The organism is Bacillus sp. CGMCC 1.60114 (assembly GCF_042676365.1).
In the GTDB taxonomy this organism is placed as follows: Bacteria; Bacillota; Bacilli; order Bacillales; family Bacillaceae_G; genus Bacillus_A; species Bacillus_A rhizoplanae_A.
On the sequence record NZ_JBHTHG010000014.1, the window covers coordinates 26,453 to 42,759 of the forward strand.

Below are 16,307 nucleotides of genomic sequence, written 5' to 3' on the forward strand. Positions count from 1 at the left end.
GAAGAAGATAGGCGGGGAATAACAATCCGTAAAAGCTTGATTGGGCGTACTTTCCATCAGTGTGGGATGAAGAAAAACCTTACTGATGGAAGTTTTACTTTATTGCTAGTTAGCATGAGATAACAATATAAAGGAGGAGATTGTGATGACACTTGCACGGATTTCTAGAGAAATTATTGGTACAATGTTAATCGCACTATTTGTGTTCTTATTATTTTTTGTTGATTTTACAAATGTATCATCGTTGCAAGCACTGATCCCTAAAAATTGGATGAATGTAAATACAATTTTTTTAAGTATCTTTTTTGAAGCAGTTCCATTCATATTTATTGGTGTATTAATTTCAGCGGTTATTCAAGTATTTGTGACAGAAGATATAATAAAGAAAGTGTTGCCTAAACATCCTATTGTTGCCATGTTTCCAGCAGCATTTGTTGGTGTTTTATTCCCGATGTGTGAGTGCGTAATTATTCCAATTGTAAGAAGACTGATTCAAAAAGGGCTACCACTTCATGTAGGAATGGTTATTCTTGTTAGTGCTCCTATATTAAACCCGGTTGTATTTTTTTCAACATACTATGCGTTTCGTATGAATCCCACAATTGTATACGCTCGTTTTGGACTCGCTGTTCTTGTTGCTATATGTATCGGAGGTATCGTTTATTACTTATATCGTAACAAAAATGTATTGAAAGAAAGCAGTATGATAAGTGAACATCAGCATTCAAAAAGGAGTTGGAAGGAGGTTGCTTCGCATGCGGCAGATGAGTTTTTTAGTACAGGAAAATATTTGTTAATTGGTGCATTTTTAGCTAGCTTATTTCAAACATTTTTAGATCGTCATTTTCTTGCCGAATTAGCGAACAGTAATCTCATTTCTCCACTTGTTATGATGGCACTTGGTTATGTTTTATCTCTTTGTTCTGCAGCAGATGCATTTATTGCAGCATCATTTGGTCACATTTTTTCAACAAAAGCTCTTCTCGCTTTTTTAGTATTCGGACCAATGGTAGATTTGAAAAATACAATTATGTTATTTGCATATTTTCAAAAGAAGTTTGTGTTTCTGTTTATGGCGATTGTGACGATTAGCGTATATGTTATCGTTCAACTTACCATGAAATAGGAGGCGGAGAAGGTGGAGGAGCAGGAGAAAAGAGGATTTCATATTTATATTCGCGGCATTATATTGATTGGATTTGCGATGTTATTATTCAAACTGCTTATTACGGGACATATTGATAACTTTATTGCACCGCGTATGATAAAACTTATTTATGTAACAACCATTGTGTCTTTGTTACTTGGCTGTTTACAAGTGTGGCGAAGTGGAAATGAAAAGTTAAAGGCATGTCATTGCTGCGAGGAACATGTTCTCCCAAAAACGAAAATAGGGACTTGCTTCTTTTATGGATTATTTCTTATACCTATTATCAGTGCCTTTTTATTTTCAAGTGTATCACTTGATGGAAGTGTTGCTGCCAAGCGCGGAATGAATCAAAGTACACAAACGAAGCCACAAAAAGAAAATGACGATTGGAAGAGATTATTAGTAGATGGAGAGGAACCGCAAACTGCTAATGTACCAAGTTCTCAAGCAAGTTCTCAAGCACCATCTGATGACCTAGAAAAGGAGTTGCTGAAAAAGAAAAGTATACAAATAAATGATACAAACTATATGGCGGCTATGGATATAATTAGTCGTGATGTTATTGGGTTTAAAGGGAAAGATATTATTTTTTCTGGGTTTATATACCGTGATACAGATGTGAAAGGAGAGCAAGTTGTAGTTGCACGTTACGGTATTACATGTTGCATAGCAGATGCTACCGTTTATGGAATGATTGTTTCCGGCGAAGAAATTACTAAATTACAAAATGAAACGTGGGTTACGATTAGAGGAACATTAGATGAGACAACCTATAGAGGAGCTTTATTTCCACTTGTAAAAGCAAATAAAGTAGAAAAAATAGAGGCTCCGAAGCAACCGTATGTATACGAGAATTTAATACCGTAAACAAAAAGATGAGCCCGTAACTGAGCTCATCTTAATTTGTATGCCAAATAATAACTTCTTCGCAATTTATTTCACAGTTTATTGAGGATATAAAATCATTCGTCTTTACTTCACTTACATAAAGGATTGTCAACTTTCACATAAAAATAGGAATGAGCTTCTCCCATTATACGCATAAGAGTTAAAGCTTTATAATCTACTTTATCCGCAAAAAAGACAGCATAGTCAGAGGTTGCATGCTCTTTATAGTTAGAATCTTTTTGTAAATCTATAAAAATATTGTTCAAGACTCGTTTTACAATATTCCATAGCAGTTGTTCATCTAGCTGATAGAATTGGCTAATATGTAAAAATAATTCTCCAAAGTGATTTTGCATAACAGAGTAAAATACTTTATTACGCATACCCTTTTCATCATCCACTAGAATTCTTGATTTATGATGAAACATGTTTATATCAAATCCTGCATTTTGTAAACGACCACGATGAACACGAATACCTTCCCAGTCGCGTACAAGTAGGCGATCTGGTGTACCATCTTTTTTAAATACAGGTACTGTATTTTGCAGATGGCCTTCTAATCCAATGCCGTATTTCACCATGAGCGGAATAAAACCAATAAGAGCATTTGTTACATATTTTTCAATAAACATAACAATTGCATCATGTAATGGTAGGTCATGACTATCTTTATACAACTCAATTAGTTCTGCTATAACTGGTTTATTTGCACCGTGTACAGAAGCGACAAGGGCAGAACCGACAATAGCCCATTCATCATGTTTTGCATAAGCATGAATGTTGTCGCGAATGACACAAGCGAGATTTTCACTTCGTAATGTTTGTGTTTCTTTGTCTATGTCATTTGGATGAAGAAAATGAGCGCCAGCTCGCTCCATAATTGGAACAAAGTGAGTTTCGTCAATCATCGTATCTTGAGTAACAATTTGTTTTAAAATGTTGCTCATAATTGGCCCGTTATGAATGGTTTGTTCTGATAATGTCCGCACTTCTCCCGTTAAATGAATATTTGTTGTCAGTTTATAATGCGGTCTAATCGTTTCATATTGTGCAGGGAAGATTGTACGAAATGACATGCCTGCTAAATAATTCGCTTCGTAATCGAATAAAATGATGATTTGTTTTTCGAGTTCATCATTGTAAATTTCACGTAACGTATGAGTAGCTTGCCATGGATGAATCGGTAATAGAATGTAGTCATCTATTTTATCGCCAAGTCTTATTTCTGCTTCTACTTGAAGTACAGGTTCAAAAGAAAACAATAATGCATTCCAATTTTGTTCTTCCATAAAAGCAGCGCTTACATAATCTTGGTGTACAGCTACAAAGCACAATGGAATTGTATTTTTAAACTCAGCTGAATAGGCAAGTGTTTCCTCCGGACTTAAACCTTTTCTCATTTTTGCACCAGGGTGACAAGGGTGACCTTCTATAACGAGTTGCTCAAAAAAGGCATATGGATCTTGCGCCCCCAAAGCTGCTTGTAGTGTTGAAACATTCTCAGTTTGTTCATGAAATGCATAAGCAAGAGCTAAATTGGCAGCGCTATTTGCAAGATCATCTTCAAACATATGAAAATAGGAATGCGGTCCTTGCCAATCTTCATGTAGTAACAATGCCAATACTTCATTTGGATGCGTAATTTCTGTTTGACTAGATGGTGAGACGAGCATGTACGGTCCCTTTACAACAGGTCTTTCAAAAGCATATATGTGTTGAATCGGTATAAGTAGATATGTATTTTGTTGTTTGAAATATAGTCCCTGTATCATTGGAAACTCATCGAATCGATGAATATGAGTGTTTATATAATCTAGTAAATAGTCAGGGCAACGATGCTCTGAAAATGGCACAAATATTTCGTTATGTTTTTGAAATGTAATGCCAGCCTCTACCATGTTACATATATTTTCACGTATGAAGGACGATAGCAATCGTTCAAGTATACCAGCTCGTCCTTTTGGAATCATTTGTTGATATGTTTCGTGTAGTGGTGCGTAATGTTGTTGTAAAAAAGAAAGTAAGTTTTGTTCCTCTACTGCTAATGTTTGAATTTTATTAAGATTCATAGAAACCACCTTTCTCAATTTTTAAGTCTTTACAAAGAAGTTGGAATATTTTATATTGTTTTTACAGTGATATTGATAATCAATTTCAATTATAAAAGATACATTTAAAAATGCAACAAAAAATTCGAGGTGGTTCGTATTCGTAAACTCTTTTTTAGTAGTTCATTTTTCTTATTTATGGGGAATTGGCTTGGAATGACTGCAATCAATTGGTACGTCTATGATTTGTATCATAGTGCTACATATTTAGGATGGATAAACTTTGTACGGCTTATTCCAATTGCATTGTTTAGTGTATATGCAGGGAAGCTTTGCGATTTGTATCCGCGTATTAAGTTAATGAAGTCGTATTCATTTTGGGGGCTAGTGGTTACAACAGTACTTGCTATTTATGTTGTGTTTGTTACTCCTTCGTTTTTTATTTTTCTTCTTTTCTCATTTGTAAGGGGAGTAATTAGTGCATTAGAAACACCAAATCGAAATACGCTTCTTTCGGATATTGATACGAACAATCAAATTAGTAAACTGATATCTATGAATTCGTTTGTGATGAATGCTTGTCGCTCGACAGGGCCGGCAGTAGCTGGATTTCTAATCGCGGGGGGACATATTGAACTTACATTTACAATGCAGGCAATCTGTTCACTTATTGCATTCATTCTTGTATTACCAATGAAAGATCGAACGATGAAAAAACGAAAAGAAAAGAAAAAAGCAAGTTGGAAACAAATTGTCCAATATTTCTCTCATGATCATATGGGAAGAAATATTTTTATCACATCAATGATTACAATGGCTTTTGGCTTTTCATATACGTCAGCACTGCCTGTACTTGTTTCTCATCAATTTATTGAGAATGCAGAAGTATTCGGCATTGCGATGTCTTCGGCGGCAATAGGCGCCATTATAGCAACTATTATTCTTCCTAGAATATTAGAGTATATTTCAGAAATTAAGATTTATTACATGAGTTTAGTTTTGTTTTCTATTAGTATAGTGCTCCTCATTATTAGTAATACATTTGTGTTTTTTATACTATTATTCTCTATCGGACTTTTTGGACAGTTGTTACGTTCTAGTAACCGTGTGTATTTTCAAAACAATGTTCGTGAAGAAGAACGAGGACTTATGCTTAGTGTTGTATTAATGGATCGAGGTATGATTCCACTCGGTTCAATTGTAGTAAGTTATGCCCTTGAATACGTGGGGATTTCTGAAACATTTGTGATGATGGGTACTTTATGTATGATCCCATTGGCATTTCAGTATATAAAAGTGAAACAACGAAAAGGGAAGGTGAAGAATTTTGTCCATTCAAAGTAAACAAGCTAATCGAGTACAAGCAGAATATCGTATTTTAAATCGTTTTTGTAATGCGCTAATTCGTGAAAAAAATTTATTAGAAAGTTGTGCTGTGCTAAAGCATGATTATGGTATTGAAATTATCGATTGTATGAATGAAGCAGAATTATTATTAGAAGTGCAACAAGAAGGGGCATTTGAACGATACGAATTTTCCTTTCCGCTCCGGTTTAAAGTAAGAGGGCATGTGAGATGGATTGATTCATTACAAATGTTTTTTGCGGAAGTAGCACCATTCTTTCAGCTTCATGTTTCAGATTCCTTGCAGAAAGAATTACAGAACAGTGTAGAGAATTTAGAATTAGCTTATGAAGCATGGGAACAAAAACAAGAATGGGTAAAGCAGCAGCTTGAAACAAATTTGATGTTTTTTGCAAAATACAAACCAAATAATCTATGCCAATTCCTTGAAGAACTAAAAAAATGTATGTCGTTTGACGAATTATTATATACAGAGTCATTAGTAATCGAAGGGCATCCACTTCATCCTTCCACAAAAACAAAACTTGGTTTATCAAAAGAGGAAGTAAAACGTTATGCTCCGGAATTTGAGCAATTTGTTCCGTTATATGTATTGCTTGTTCATAAAGATGTAACAGTAGTTACAGGAGATAGCTTTGCACAACCTTTATTATACGAAAATTTACCAGATTTATATGAAACGGCTTCTGGACTATTAGGAAACAGAAGGGACAAAATAGAAGACTACTATCCATTTCTTGTTCACCCATGGCAATATGAGCATGTACTAATAGAGGAGTATGGGGAAGATTTAGAGGAAGGGCGTATTATTCCGATTCCATATCAGCTTTCGTCCAAAGCAACGCTTTCATTTCGAACAATGAATCTATTAGAATTACCGTACCATGTTAAGCTTCCAGTACGTGCGCAAGCCACAAGTGCAGTTCGAACAGTGTCATCAGAAATAACTGTAAATGGGCCAATTCTTTCTACGCTATTTGATAAGATTTATGCAAAAGAGAAAGAGCTATCACAATCAGTAATTGTTGTTCGTGAACGAGTTGGAGCTACTTATACTAAAAATGATGATTTTCATTTAGGAAGAAATCTAGCATTTATTTTACGAGAAAGTCCAAATACATATAGGCAAGAGGGAGAGTTACTATGGGTTGGAGCTAGTTTAACAGCAAGCAATCCATTAAAAGAAGGAGAGCCTATTATTGTAGATATGATGCGTACATATTTTGGAACAGAAACAATTGGCAAAAAAGAGGTATTTCACTATGTCGCTCATTACACTGAGAGAGTTATGATTCCTTTACTGCAGCTTGTTTTACAATATGGAATAGCTTTAGAAGGACATATGCAAAACTCTATTATTGTTACAAAAGGCGGAGAGGTCCAACGTATTTTTGTACGTGATTTAGGAGGAGTGAGAATTCATAAAAAGACATTAGCGAAGTCAGTGGACATTTCTGAGGTTAAAGAAGCGGTTGTATTTACAGATGATATGAATGAGGTTTATAACAAGTTTATTCATTCGGTACTGCAAAACCATTTTGGGGATGTATTATTTACGTTAGCCCGCTCGATAGATAACGTACAGGAAATAGAGTTATGGAGAATTGTTGCTGCTATTGTTGAAGAATACATGGTAGATGCAACTGAAGAGCAAAAGGCAGCTATATTTGCAAAGCAAATTGAAACGAAAGCATTGTTCTCAATGAGAATACAAGATCAAGCAAAATCTTATTTATATACAAGTTTTCATAATCCGCTTTGTATGTAATAGGAGGAATGAATATGCTGCCTAACATGAAAGTAAACCTTTCAAAATTGAAGTATAATGCCATGATAATGAAACGATTATGCGAGCGTTCAAATATTGTATGTTTTCCTGTAACAAAAGGGGTCGGCGCTGCAGAAGAAGTGATTGAAACGCTTCAAGAGGCAGGGTATACAAAATTTGCTGATTCTAGATTACAGCATCTTTATAAACTTCGTTCTATTGTTGGAAAAGAGGCTGAGCTCTTATTAATTCGTGCACCAGCTTTATCAGAAGTAGAAGAAACGGTTCTTTGGGCAAATATTAGTTTGAACTCTGAACTATGTATCATAGAGGCATTAGGAAGAGCAGCGAGAAGATACGGAACAACGCATCGTGTGATTCTAATGGTTGATTTAGGTGATCTTCGAGAAGGAATGATGCCATATGAAGTGGTGGAATCAGCGCAGAGAGTATCGAATATACCTGGAATTATACTCGATGGTATTGGAGCAAACTTTACCTGCTTTAGCGGTGTTATTCCAACTGAACATTCTTTGCAAGAATTAACGCAATTAGCAAAAGTAGTAGAGAAGGAAATTGGAAAACAGCTTCGGTTTATCTCGGGTGGTAATTCAAGTTCGTTACCACTTATCATGCAAAGAAAACAGATTGGACGTGTTAACTCTTTACGGATTGGAGAAGCTATTTTTCTTGGGAAAGAAACAGCGTATGGAAAAAATATTTCTTTCATGTACCAAGATGTATTTTCAATTGAAGCGGAAATCATTGAAATAAAAAGAAAGCCGTCTATGCCAAAAGGCGTTATTGGAAAAGATGCATTTGGTCAAGTCCCGTATTTTGAAGATAAAGGTGAGCGACTACGAGCGATTGTTGCAATAGGAAGGCAGGACCTTGATATTAGCGGTTTACGACCTTCTGATAGAAATATTGAAATTCTTGGTGGAAGCAGTGACCATTTAATTGTTGATATAACTGATAGTACACCGTATAGCATAGGAGATAAAATGACATTCGTTCCAGCGTATAGTGCATTGCAAAGCGGCATGGTTTCTCCACTTGTACGAAAAGAATATGTATATGATGATGTACTGCAAAAAGTGCTTATCTTATAAAGTGAAGAAAATAAGTGGGGGCTTCATCCCTCACTTATTTTTTTCGCTTTTCCCTGACTCTGGAGGTGGAGGGATTATTGCCAATGGCCTTTAAATTTCGAGATGAAAATCGTTAGAACGGGAGAGTGTGTGAATCATTGTTACGAATATTTTCTTAATAAAATGGTAATATTTATTATTTATTGATATTTTTAGTAAAATGAAAAAGAAGGTATTATATTCTAAGGGGATGAAACGATGAAGTATAGAGTTGAAAGAGATACATTAGGAGAAATGAAAGTTCCAGCTGATAAATTATGGGCAGCGCAAACGCAGCGAAGTAAGGAAAACTTTCCGATTGGAATAGAACGTATGCCTCTTGAAATTGTGCGGGCATTTGCGATTTTAAAGAAGGGTGCAGCGATTAGTAATCAAAAATTAGGAAAGTTATCAGAAGAAAAAGCAACTGCAATTGTAGAGGCGGCGGATGAAATTTTAGCAGGAAAATGGGACACACATTTCCCACTTGTTGTTTGGCAAACAGGAAGTGGTACACAGTCTAACATGAATGTGAATGAAGTGATTGCAAACCGAGGGAATCAAATTTTAAAAGAAAAAGGACTTGAGGGACATATTCATCCAAATGATGATGTGAACATGTCCCAAAGTTCAAATGATACGTTTCCAACAGCACTTCACGTTGCTTGTGTTATTGCAGTAGAAGAACAGGTATTACCGGCAATAGAAAAATTAAAAGAAACTCTAAAAGAAAAAATAAACGCATTTTCACATATTATTAAAATTGGTCGTACTCATTTACAGGATGCGACGCCGTTAACGTTAGGACAAGAAATTAGCGGATGGTATCGCATGCTTGAAAAAACAGAACGGATGATTATAGAAAGCAGTACATATATGAAAGAGCTCGCAATCGGTGGTACTGCGGTTGGAACAGGGATTAATGCTCATCCGAGATTTGGTAATATGGTTGCTGAAGAAATTAGTAATTTTACGGGAAAACAATTTGTATCAGCATCAAATAAATTTCATGCGTTAACAAGTCATGATGAAGTTGTTTACACGCATGGGGCGCTAAAAGCGTTAGCAGCTGATGTAATGAAAATTGCAAACGATGTACGCTGGCTTGCAAGCGGACCGCGCAGTGGTCTTGGTGAAATTACGATTCCAGCAAACGAGCCAGGGAGCTCTATTATGCCAGGAAAAGTAAATCCAACGCAAAGTGAAGCTTTAACGATGGTTGCAGCGCAAGTCATGGGAAATGATGCAACGATTGGCTTTGCAGCAAGTCAAGGAAACTTTGAATTAAACGTCTTTAAGCCGGTTATAGCGTATAACTTTTTGCAGTCAGCTAGATTATTAGCAGATGCAATTGCTTCATTTAACGATAATTGTGCAGTAGGTATTGAAGCAAATGAAGAAGTGATACGGCAACATTTAAATAATTCTTTGATGCTTGTAACAGCCTTAAATCCACATATCGGTTATGAAAATGCAGCGAAAATTGCGAAGCATGCACATAAAGAAGGATTAACATTGAAAGAAGCAGCAATGCAATCAGGATTATTAACAGAGGAACAATTTGATGAAATTGTAGATCCAAAGAAAATGATTGAGCCGAAGGAATAAATGAAATACTTTATAACAAAGAGGATTCTCACTTGTTTTATTAAGTAATATAAAAACCAGGATATTCTTGATTAAGATAAAATCTCTTATATAATATTATAGTTTTTATAAGAGAGGAAATGAAGAGAATAGATACAAGTAGAGATTATGTGCTTGATCTATTCTTTTTTTGTACAACATATGACCTCATTTACTACAACATAGAAGAACCGGTGTTGCAGTAAAACCCTTAATAAGCTGTGTACAAAAAAATGAAGACCGCGCGGTCTTCATTTTAGTCGACATAGTTCCCGTTATCGGTAGTTAACTTAAGTTAATTAGAAAGAACTAATACGTTCTATTAAAATGAAACTAAGTTTATATAGCCAATTTCTTTATATAGGGGGAGTGACAAGGTTTTTGCTTTAGTCCGTTACATAGGTTCCAATAAAAGTAACAAGGATATCCAAAATCTCTATGCTCTTTCTCTAATCTGACGCACAGCTTTGATAATATTTTCTCTGCTTGTTTCTGATAAGATAAAAATTCGTGGCATGGTTGGAATCTCAAACTGAGTGTGGTTATGAAATAAATCTAATATAAAGGTACCAATCGGATTGTTTTGCTGATTTTTGACTACGCTCCAAAGCATTCGATCGCGTTTTTCTATTGGACCCCATTCTTCTAAGGAATCATGCAAATTTAGCCTATTGACAATAAAACCGGCCATTTTAAATTGGTCAAATACCGGGGTCATCAGTTTGGTTGAATAGAGTCCATATGTGGGTTCCCCTATTTTTTCATAGGATTGTAAAAATTCATCGTAATTTTCCTCGAGTACCCTCTTCCATTGAGAAATAACATGGTTCTCAATCAATCTCCCAATTTCCTTAATCGACATGTCCGGTTTAAATGCTAAAGATAACTCTCCCATTTTAAATACCTCCTAAAATTGAAAATATTTATAAATAACAGTCAGCACTTACTGCTATTTATATTATTCCATTTTATGTAAAACGACGAAAGGAATTTCACTTTTGACATTTAAAAAAGCAACATGATTTCATCTATATCTCTTGTAGGGGTCTCGCCAACAAAATGACATAAAACCTACGTTAAGACATTTTTTGGAAGTGAAAACCTTGATTTTTCTACGCTAAGGAGTTTGCTTCACATTAAAAGGCAATAAATAACCTAAAATCAACTGTATCAAAAAGGTGAATAAATAATTTTGTTTCGTATTTTTGTTGAGAAAAAAGCAATAAATCGCTTAACAACGCACTTCAAACAAAGTATTGTAACAAAAACATACATTATTGTTACTGTACAAATAATTCTTAATTAATTGGTATTTAATAGAAACTATCATTTTATAATAACTTCATGAATAACAATATAGCAATTTAATAAAAAGTAAAAGGAGGTATTTGATCGTCTTTAATATTAATTACTAGATAGGTGGTTGCATGAAAAAAAAAGTAATGATGGTCTTGTTACTTGTATTAATTCCTACATTAATAGTCAGTGTCATACTGTTTGAGAACTCTACTGCTTCACAAACTTTTACTCCTAAAGATGAAAATTTAAAAACTGAATTAACAATCTTAGAAGCAATTAAACTTGCATATCCTTCTGCTTTGGAATGGAATAAAAACGCTCAATTATTACAGGGAGTTAATATAGACAGAGATAAGCCCGGGAAGTCAATTGGGAGCAATGGTAAAAGAAAATACTGGAATATTGATTTTGGGGTGCCAGATACTAATAAAATATTTTTAGTCACTATCTATGAGGGGAAAATTGTTGAAGCAAAGGATGTAACCGGGAAAGGTGATTCTCCTTATCCTAAAGAAGGGTTTATAAGATTGGAAGATATTAACTACGACTCTCCTCAGTTACTTAAAAAAGCATTAGAATTAGGTGATATTCATCCAGGTAAAGATTGGGCTAAAGGCTATAATTTTATGATTAGAAAAGACCCAGAGACAAAAATTACCCTGATATTAGTAATAGGTTGGAATGCCGACAATAAAAAAATGGTAGCGGTTTATTTTAATACCACAAATGGAAAACATCTTGTAACATCAAAATAAAGTATGTGGACTAAGAGATGTAAATAATAAATATATATGTTACACTTCTTTGTTATTTATGTTTAAATACCGGTTTTTTGTCTTGTAATTACATACTGAAAAAATAAATTTACTCTGTAACTGATAATAATATTTGTTAAAATAGCAAACATTATTTATTTGTGTTTGAAAATAGGTAAACGATACGTTTAAATGTTTGATTTTGTTGTGATATTATAAATGAAAATAAACTAAATCATAATTTGTTTGTTTTTAAAATAAACTTTTTAGGGGATTGTTTAGCATGAATGATATTTCGGAATGGTTTTGGAATGCCTCAGTAGAAGAATTGAAAAAAGGATATGTATTCGAGAAGGAAACTGAAGAATACATTTGTTTAGCGTGCGGAGCTAGATTTGTGAAAGGTATTATTTATCAAGAGCAAAATGTTTTTTATGAAGCAGAGAAGTTTACGCAGCTTCATATCGCAAATGAACATACTTCTATGTTCGACTATTTATTAGGATTAGATAAGAAGTTAACAGGTTTAACGGACTTGCAGAAGAAGATGATACAGTTCTTTCATATGGGTCTAAATGATAAAGAAATTGTGAAGGAAATGGACGGTGGAAGCACATCAACAATTCGGAATCATCGTTTTACATTAAGGGAGAAGATGAAACAAGCAAAGGTGTTTCTTGCGCTTATGGAGTTGTCAGAAGAAAAGGCGACGAATCAATCTAAATTTCTCCCTATTCACCGTACAGCTACGATGGTCGATCAACGGTATAACATTACAGAAGCAGAGAATGAAGAAGTTTTAAAATCACATTTTACAGAAGGATTAGACGGACCGCTTTCTACATTTCCGAAGAAACAAAAGCGAAAATTAATTATTTTGAAACATTTAGTGAAAAAGTTTGATAGTAATCAAAAATATACAGAAAAAGAAGTTAATGAGATTTTAGAAAATGTATATTCTGATTATGTCACGTTAAGAAGATACTTAATTGAATATGGTTTCATAGACAGAACAACTGATGGAAGTCAGTACTGGGTGAAATTATAGAGAACAATATTGAGAAAGTGAAAGGAGAAAGGAAATTGAATAGAAGAGAAGAATTAAAACAACTGTATAAAGAAACAGAAATAGAATCTGGAATTTACTGTATTAAGAATATGAAAAACGGAAAAGTGTATGTAGAGAGTACGAGGAACTTAAAAACTATGAGTGGAAGACGACTTTTACTTAATATGGGTTCTCATACGAATAAGGCATTGCAAGATGATTGGAAGGAATACGGGGCAGATGCTTTTGAGTTTGAAATATTAGAAGTGTTGAAAAAGAAAGCTACTGGATATTTTAACGCAAAAGAAGAATTGAAGAAACTAGAAGAGAAATGGTTAGAGAGTTTAAAGCCATATGGAGAGCGTGGATATAACCGCGATGCATCTCGATAAAAGGGGAGATGAAATTTGAAAATAAATGAAGAAGGAACAGAAAGTAAACCAATATGGCGTTCTATGTCTATGTTTCTCATTCCTTTACTTTTAAGTAATGTATTGCAGTCGCTTGGACAGCTGTTTGGTATGGTAGTGGTGGGACGTTGGCTTGGCATTAATGACTTAGCTGCTATTTCGGCCTTCTTCCCGTTGTTTTTTTTACTTATTTCATTTGTAATTGGTATTGGTTCTGGTAGCTCAATTTTAATTGGTCAGGCTTTTGGAGCACGTAATGAAGAGCGTTTGAAAGCGATAGTTGGTACAACGTTGACATTTACGTTTGTTCTTGGAATGGTTTTGGCAATTATAGGAAGAGTATTTACAATGGATATTATGCGCCTTGTTGGTACGCCAGAAAACATAATTAATATAAGTGTTGACTATGCACGAATTCTATTTATTTCTATGCCAATTTTGTTTTTATATTTTGCTTATACGACCTTTATGCGTGGTACAGGGGACTCTAAAACACCATTTTATTTTTTAATTGTTAGTACAGGACTAAATATGGTATTATTACCTATTCTTATTTTTGGTTGGTTAGGTCTGCCGAAACTTGGTGTGTACGGTGCAGCATATGCTTCTGTTATATCAACAATTGTTACATTTATTATTCTGTTAGTTTATTTAAGAAAAACGAAACATCCATTGCAATTTGATGCAACAGTTCGAAAGTATCTTCGCATGGATTGGGACTTGTCAAAATTATTATTACGTCTTGGCATCCCAGCAAGTATTAATATGATACTCGTTTCATTATCTGAGATTGCCGTTATTTCCTTTGTAAATCGTTTCGGATCAGACGCAACTGCGGCGTACGGAGTAGTAAACCAAGTAGCAAGTTATGTACAGATGCCAGCGGTGAGTCTTGGGATTACTGTTTCCATATTTGCAGCGCAGTCCATTGGAGCAAATCAATTTGATCGCCTGCAAAAAGTAATCCGAGCGGGACTTGTTATGAACTATGTAATTGGAGGAATATTAATCTCTTTTATTTATTTGTTCTCAAAAGAAATTTTAGCGCTCTTTTTAACGAGTCAGAGTACGATTGATATTGCACATAGTCTCATTATGATTACGTTATGGAGTTACTTAATTTTCGGTCATGCGCAAATTATTGGTGCGACAATGCGTGCGAGTGGAACTGTATTGTGGCCCACTATTTTTGCGGTTATATCGATTTGGGGTGTGGAAGTTCCAGTGGCCTATTTCCTGTCGTATCATACGAGCCTTGGGATAAAAGGAATATGGATTGGATATCCAGCTGCATTTATTGTGAGCTTACTTTTACAATACGGATACTATCGATTGTCGTGGAAGAAGAAACGAATTACGCGTCTTATTAGCTAAAGGTTTGGTATCATTTTTCTTGTTAAGCAAATGAGCGTTAATAGAGATAAGATACAAAAATAATGATGTGAACAAAAAACCCCCTTCTAGATTGCTTATCTGGAGGGGGTTTTTTATCCCGCTATTTTGAGCAATAAGATCCTACCTTGAGATTCAGAAAAGATTGAAGAAGAGAGGTGGGAGATAACTGCTAGTATATGCTCGATGGGGTAGGCTTTCTATTAGTGATGAATGAAGGAATCCCTTATTTACGGAAGTCTTACTTTATATGGTTTTGGTGAAAGTGTATTAATTTAACCTAAATAAATATCCATAAAAAGGAATGCCTGTTTTTTATGATTGGTAGCATATTAAAAATATAGGAGGTGATATAACATGACAAATAATAATAGTAGAAGCCGTAATCAAGTATTAGTTCAAGGAGCAGAAAATGCAATTGATCAAATGAAATATGAAATTGCCCAAGAGTTCGGTGTGCAACTTGGAGCGAACACAATAGCTCGTGCAAATGGATCTGTTGGTGGTGAAATTACAAAACGTTTAGTAGCATTAGCTGAACAACATCTTAGTGGTGGATTTACTCGTTAATTTTAGTTAAAAACATAATAAAATAAAGTAAGCTAAAGCATGTATATCCTATATATTTTCTTTATCTATATGCATCTTAGTAAGGTAAATCATCATAATAATCACATATTTACTCAAAGGTTGTTAATAATCTTTAATCAACTTTAAGTATTTTGTTGGGCAAACTCTATCATAAACAACAAAATGTATAGATTATGGGTAAGGTGTTTCCCATGAATTACAAGAATTCTTTTGTTGGAAGAAACATACTTAAAAACTTATTTTTAATACTTAAAAGAATTTTTATAATAATATTTTCTATAGGAGGACATCGTAAAATGGGTGTGTTAAGTGGGAATCCTCAGAATGAGCCTTTACATTATGGAGAAGTATTCGACATCTGGAGTTATCTTCTTGCGACGCAGGGAGCAATTGCTGGACATCAAGTATTTATGAATCACACAGGTGATCAAGATTTGAAGAAATTCTTAGAAAACCTAATTGAAAATGATATGACTTCTGAAATAGAAGAACTAAAATCTCTTTTAAAACTGAACGGAGTGGCTTTACCACCGGCGCCTCCAGAAAGACCTGTTGCATCTATAGAGGATATTCCGCCTGGTGCACGTATTAACGATGCAGAAATTGCAGCGGCTGTTTCTGCAGGTCTTGCAGCAGGTTTAGTAACTTGTAGTCAAGTTATGGGAAAATGTCTTCGAGAAGATGTAGGTATGTTATTTGGACAATTTCATATGAAAAAAGCACAAGCTGGGGTAACTTTACTACGTCTAAGTAAGAAAAAAGGGTGGGTAGTTCCTCCGCCATTACATGTTCGAAATTCTGAACAAGCTTAACCAAATAAAAAAAGTGGCTAAAGGC

The 16,307-nt window shown here is 34.6% G+C and carries 14 protein-coding genes; 12 read left to right on the forward strand and 2 right to left on the reverse strand.

Annotation, left to right across the window (positions count from 1 at the left end; all coding sequences use genetic code 11):
* Positions 1–145: 145 nt before the first annotated feature.
* Complete coding sequence (locus tag ACFQZ1_RS07740) at positions 146–1,126, forward strand: permease (protein ID WP_377881547.1); 981 nt, start codon at positions 146–148, stop codon at positions 1,124–1,126.
* 12 nt (positions 1,127–1,138) lie between these two features.
* Positions 1,139–2,017 carry a TIGR03943 family putative permease subunit gene (locus tag ACFQZ1_RS07745; protein ID WP_377881548.1) on the forward strand — a complete coding sequence of 293 codons (879 nt, stop codon included), beginning with the start codon at positions 1,139–1,141 and terminating at the stop codon, positions 2,015–2,017.
* A 110-nt stretch (positions 2,018–2,127) separates the two neighbouring features.
* Here ACFQZ1_RS07745 and ACFQZ1_RS07750 read toward each other — a convergent pair whose 3' ends face one another.
* On the reverse strand, positions 2,128–4,107 hold the full coding sequence (locus ACFQZ1_RS07750) for an IucA/IucC family protein (protein WP_377881549.1): 1,980 nt from the start codon (positions 4,105–4,107) through the stop codon (positions 2,128–2,130).
* A gap of 129 nt (positions 4,108–4,236) precedes the next feature.
* Between ACFQZ1_RS07750 and ACFQZ1_RS07755 the strand changes: the two genes are divergently transcribed.
* The 4 genes from ACFQZ1_RS07755 to fumC all read left to right on the forward strand — a co-directional run bounded on the left by ACFQZ1_RS07755 (position 4,237) and on the right by fumC (position 9,957).
* Complete coding sequence (locus ACFQZ1_RS07755; RefSeq protein ID WP_377881550.1) at positions 4,237–5,430, forward strand: MFS transporter; 1,194 nt, start codon at positions 4,237–4,239, stop codon at positions 5,428–5,430.
* Positions 5,414–7,219, forward strand: coding sequence for an IucA/IucC family protein (locus tag ACFQZ1_RS07760; protein ID WP_377881551.1), 1,806 nt, complete (start codon positions 5,414–5,416; stop codon positions 7,217–7,219). The genes ACFQZ1_RS07755 and ACFQZ1_RS07760 overlap by 17 nt, the downstream gene beginning before the upstream one ends.
* A 14-nt stretch (positions 7,220–7,233) precedes the next feature.
* Positions 7,234–8,331: an alanine/ornithine racemase family PLP-dependent enzyme gene (locus ACFQZ1_RS07765; RefSeq protein WP_377881552.1), complete on the forward strand. Its 1,098-nt coding sequence runs from the start codon at positions 7,234–7,236 to the stop codon at positions 8,329–8,331.
* Between the two features lie 237 nt (positions 8,332–8,568).
* The gene (gene fumC / locus ACFQZ1_RS07770; protein ID WP_377881553.1) at positions 8,569–9,957 is read left to right on the forward strand and encodes a class II fumarate hydratase; all 1,389 of its coding nucleotides are present in this window, start codon (positions 8,569–8,571) and stop codon (positions 9,955–9,957) included.
* Positions 9,958–10,411: 454 nt separating this feature from the next.
* On the opposite strand, the gene ACFQZ1_RS07775 is transcribed toward fumC, so the two are convergent.
* Positions 10,412–10,870, reverse strand: coding sequence for a DUF6022 family protein (locus tag ACFQZ1_RS07775; protein ID WP_377881554.1), 459 nt, complete (start codon positions 10,868–10,870; stop codon positions 10,412–10,414).
* 532 nt (positions 10,871–11,402) lie between these two features.
* On the opposite strand from ACFQZ1_RS07775, the gene ACFQZ1_RS07780 reads away from it, so the two are divergent.
* The 6 genes from ACFQZ1_RS07780 to ACFQZ1_RS07805 all read left to right on the forward strand — a co-directional run bounded on the left by ACFQZ1_RS07780 (position 11,403) and on the right by ACFQZ1_RS07805 (position 16,282).
* Complete coding sequence (locus tag ACFQZ1_RS07780; protein ID WP_377881555.1) at positions 11,403–12,029, forward strand: hypothetical protein; 627 nt, start codon at positions 11,403–11,405, stop codon at positions 12,027–12,029.
* Positions 12,030–12,312: 283 nt separating this feature from the next.
* Positions 12,313–13,077, forward strand: coding sequence for a DUF2087 domain-containing protein (locus tag ACFQZ1_RS07785; protein WP_377881556.1), 765 nt, complete (start codon positions 12,313–12,315; stop codon positions 13,075–13,077).
* Between the two features lie 35 nt (positions 13,078–13,112).
* Positions 13,113–13,469 (forward strand): GIY-YIG nuclease family protein, encoded by a 357-nt coding sequence (locus ACFQZ1_RS07790; RefSeq protein ID WP_377881557.1) that lies wholly within the window; start codon positions 13,113–13,115, stop codon positions 13,467–13,469.
* A 63-nt stretch (positions 13,470–13,532) separates the two neighbouring features.
* Entirely contained in the window at positions 13,533–14,861 is a 1,329-nt protein-coding gene (locus ACFQZ1_RS07795; RefSeq protein ID WP_377881678.1) for an MATE family efflux transporter, read from the forward strand.
* A gap of 375 nt (positions 14,862–15,236) precedes the next feature.
* Positions 15,237–15,449 carry an alpha/beta-type small acid-soluble spore protein gene (locus ACFQZ1_RS07800; protein ID WP_377881558.1) on the forward strand — a complete coding sequence of 71 codons (213 nt, stop codon included), beginning with the start codon at positions 15,237–15,239 and terminating at the stop codon, positions 15,447–15,449.
* A 317-nt stretch (positions 15,450–15,766) separates the two neighbouring features.
* A complete protein-coding gene (locus ACFQZ1_RS07805) occupies positions 15,767–16,282 on the forward strand; it encodes a DUF3231 family protein (protein WP_377881559.1) in 516 nt (171 codons plus the stop codon).
* Positions 16,283–16,307 lie beyond the last annotated feature (25 nt).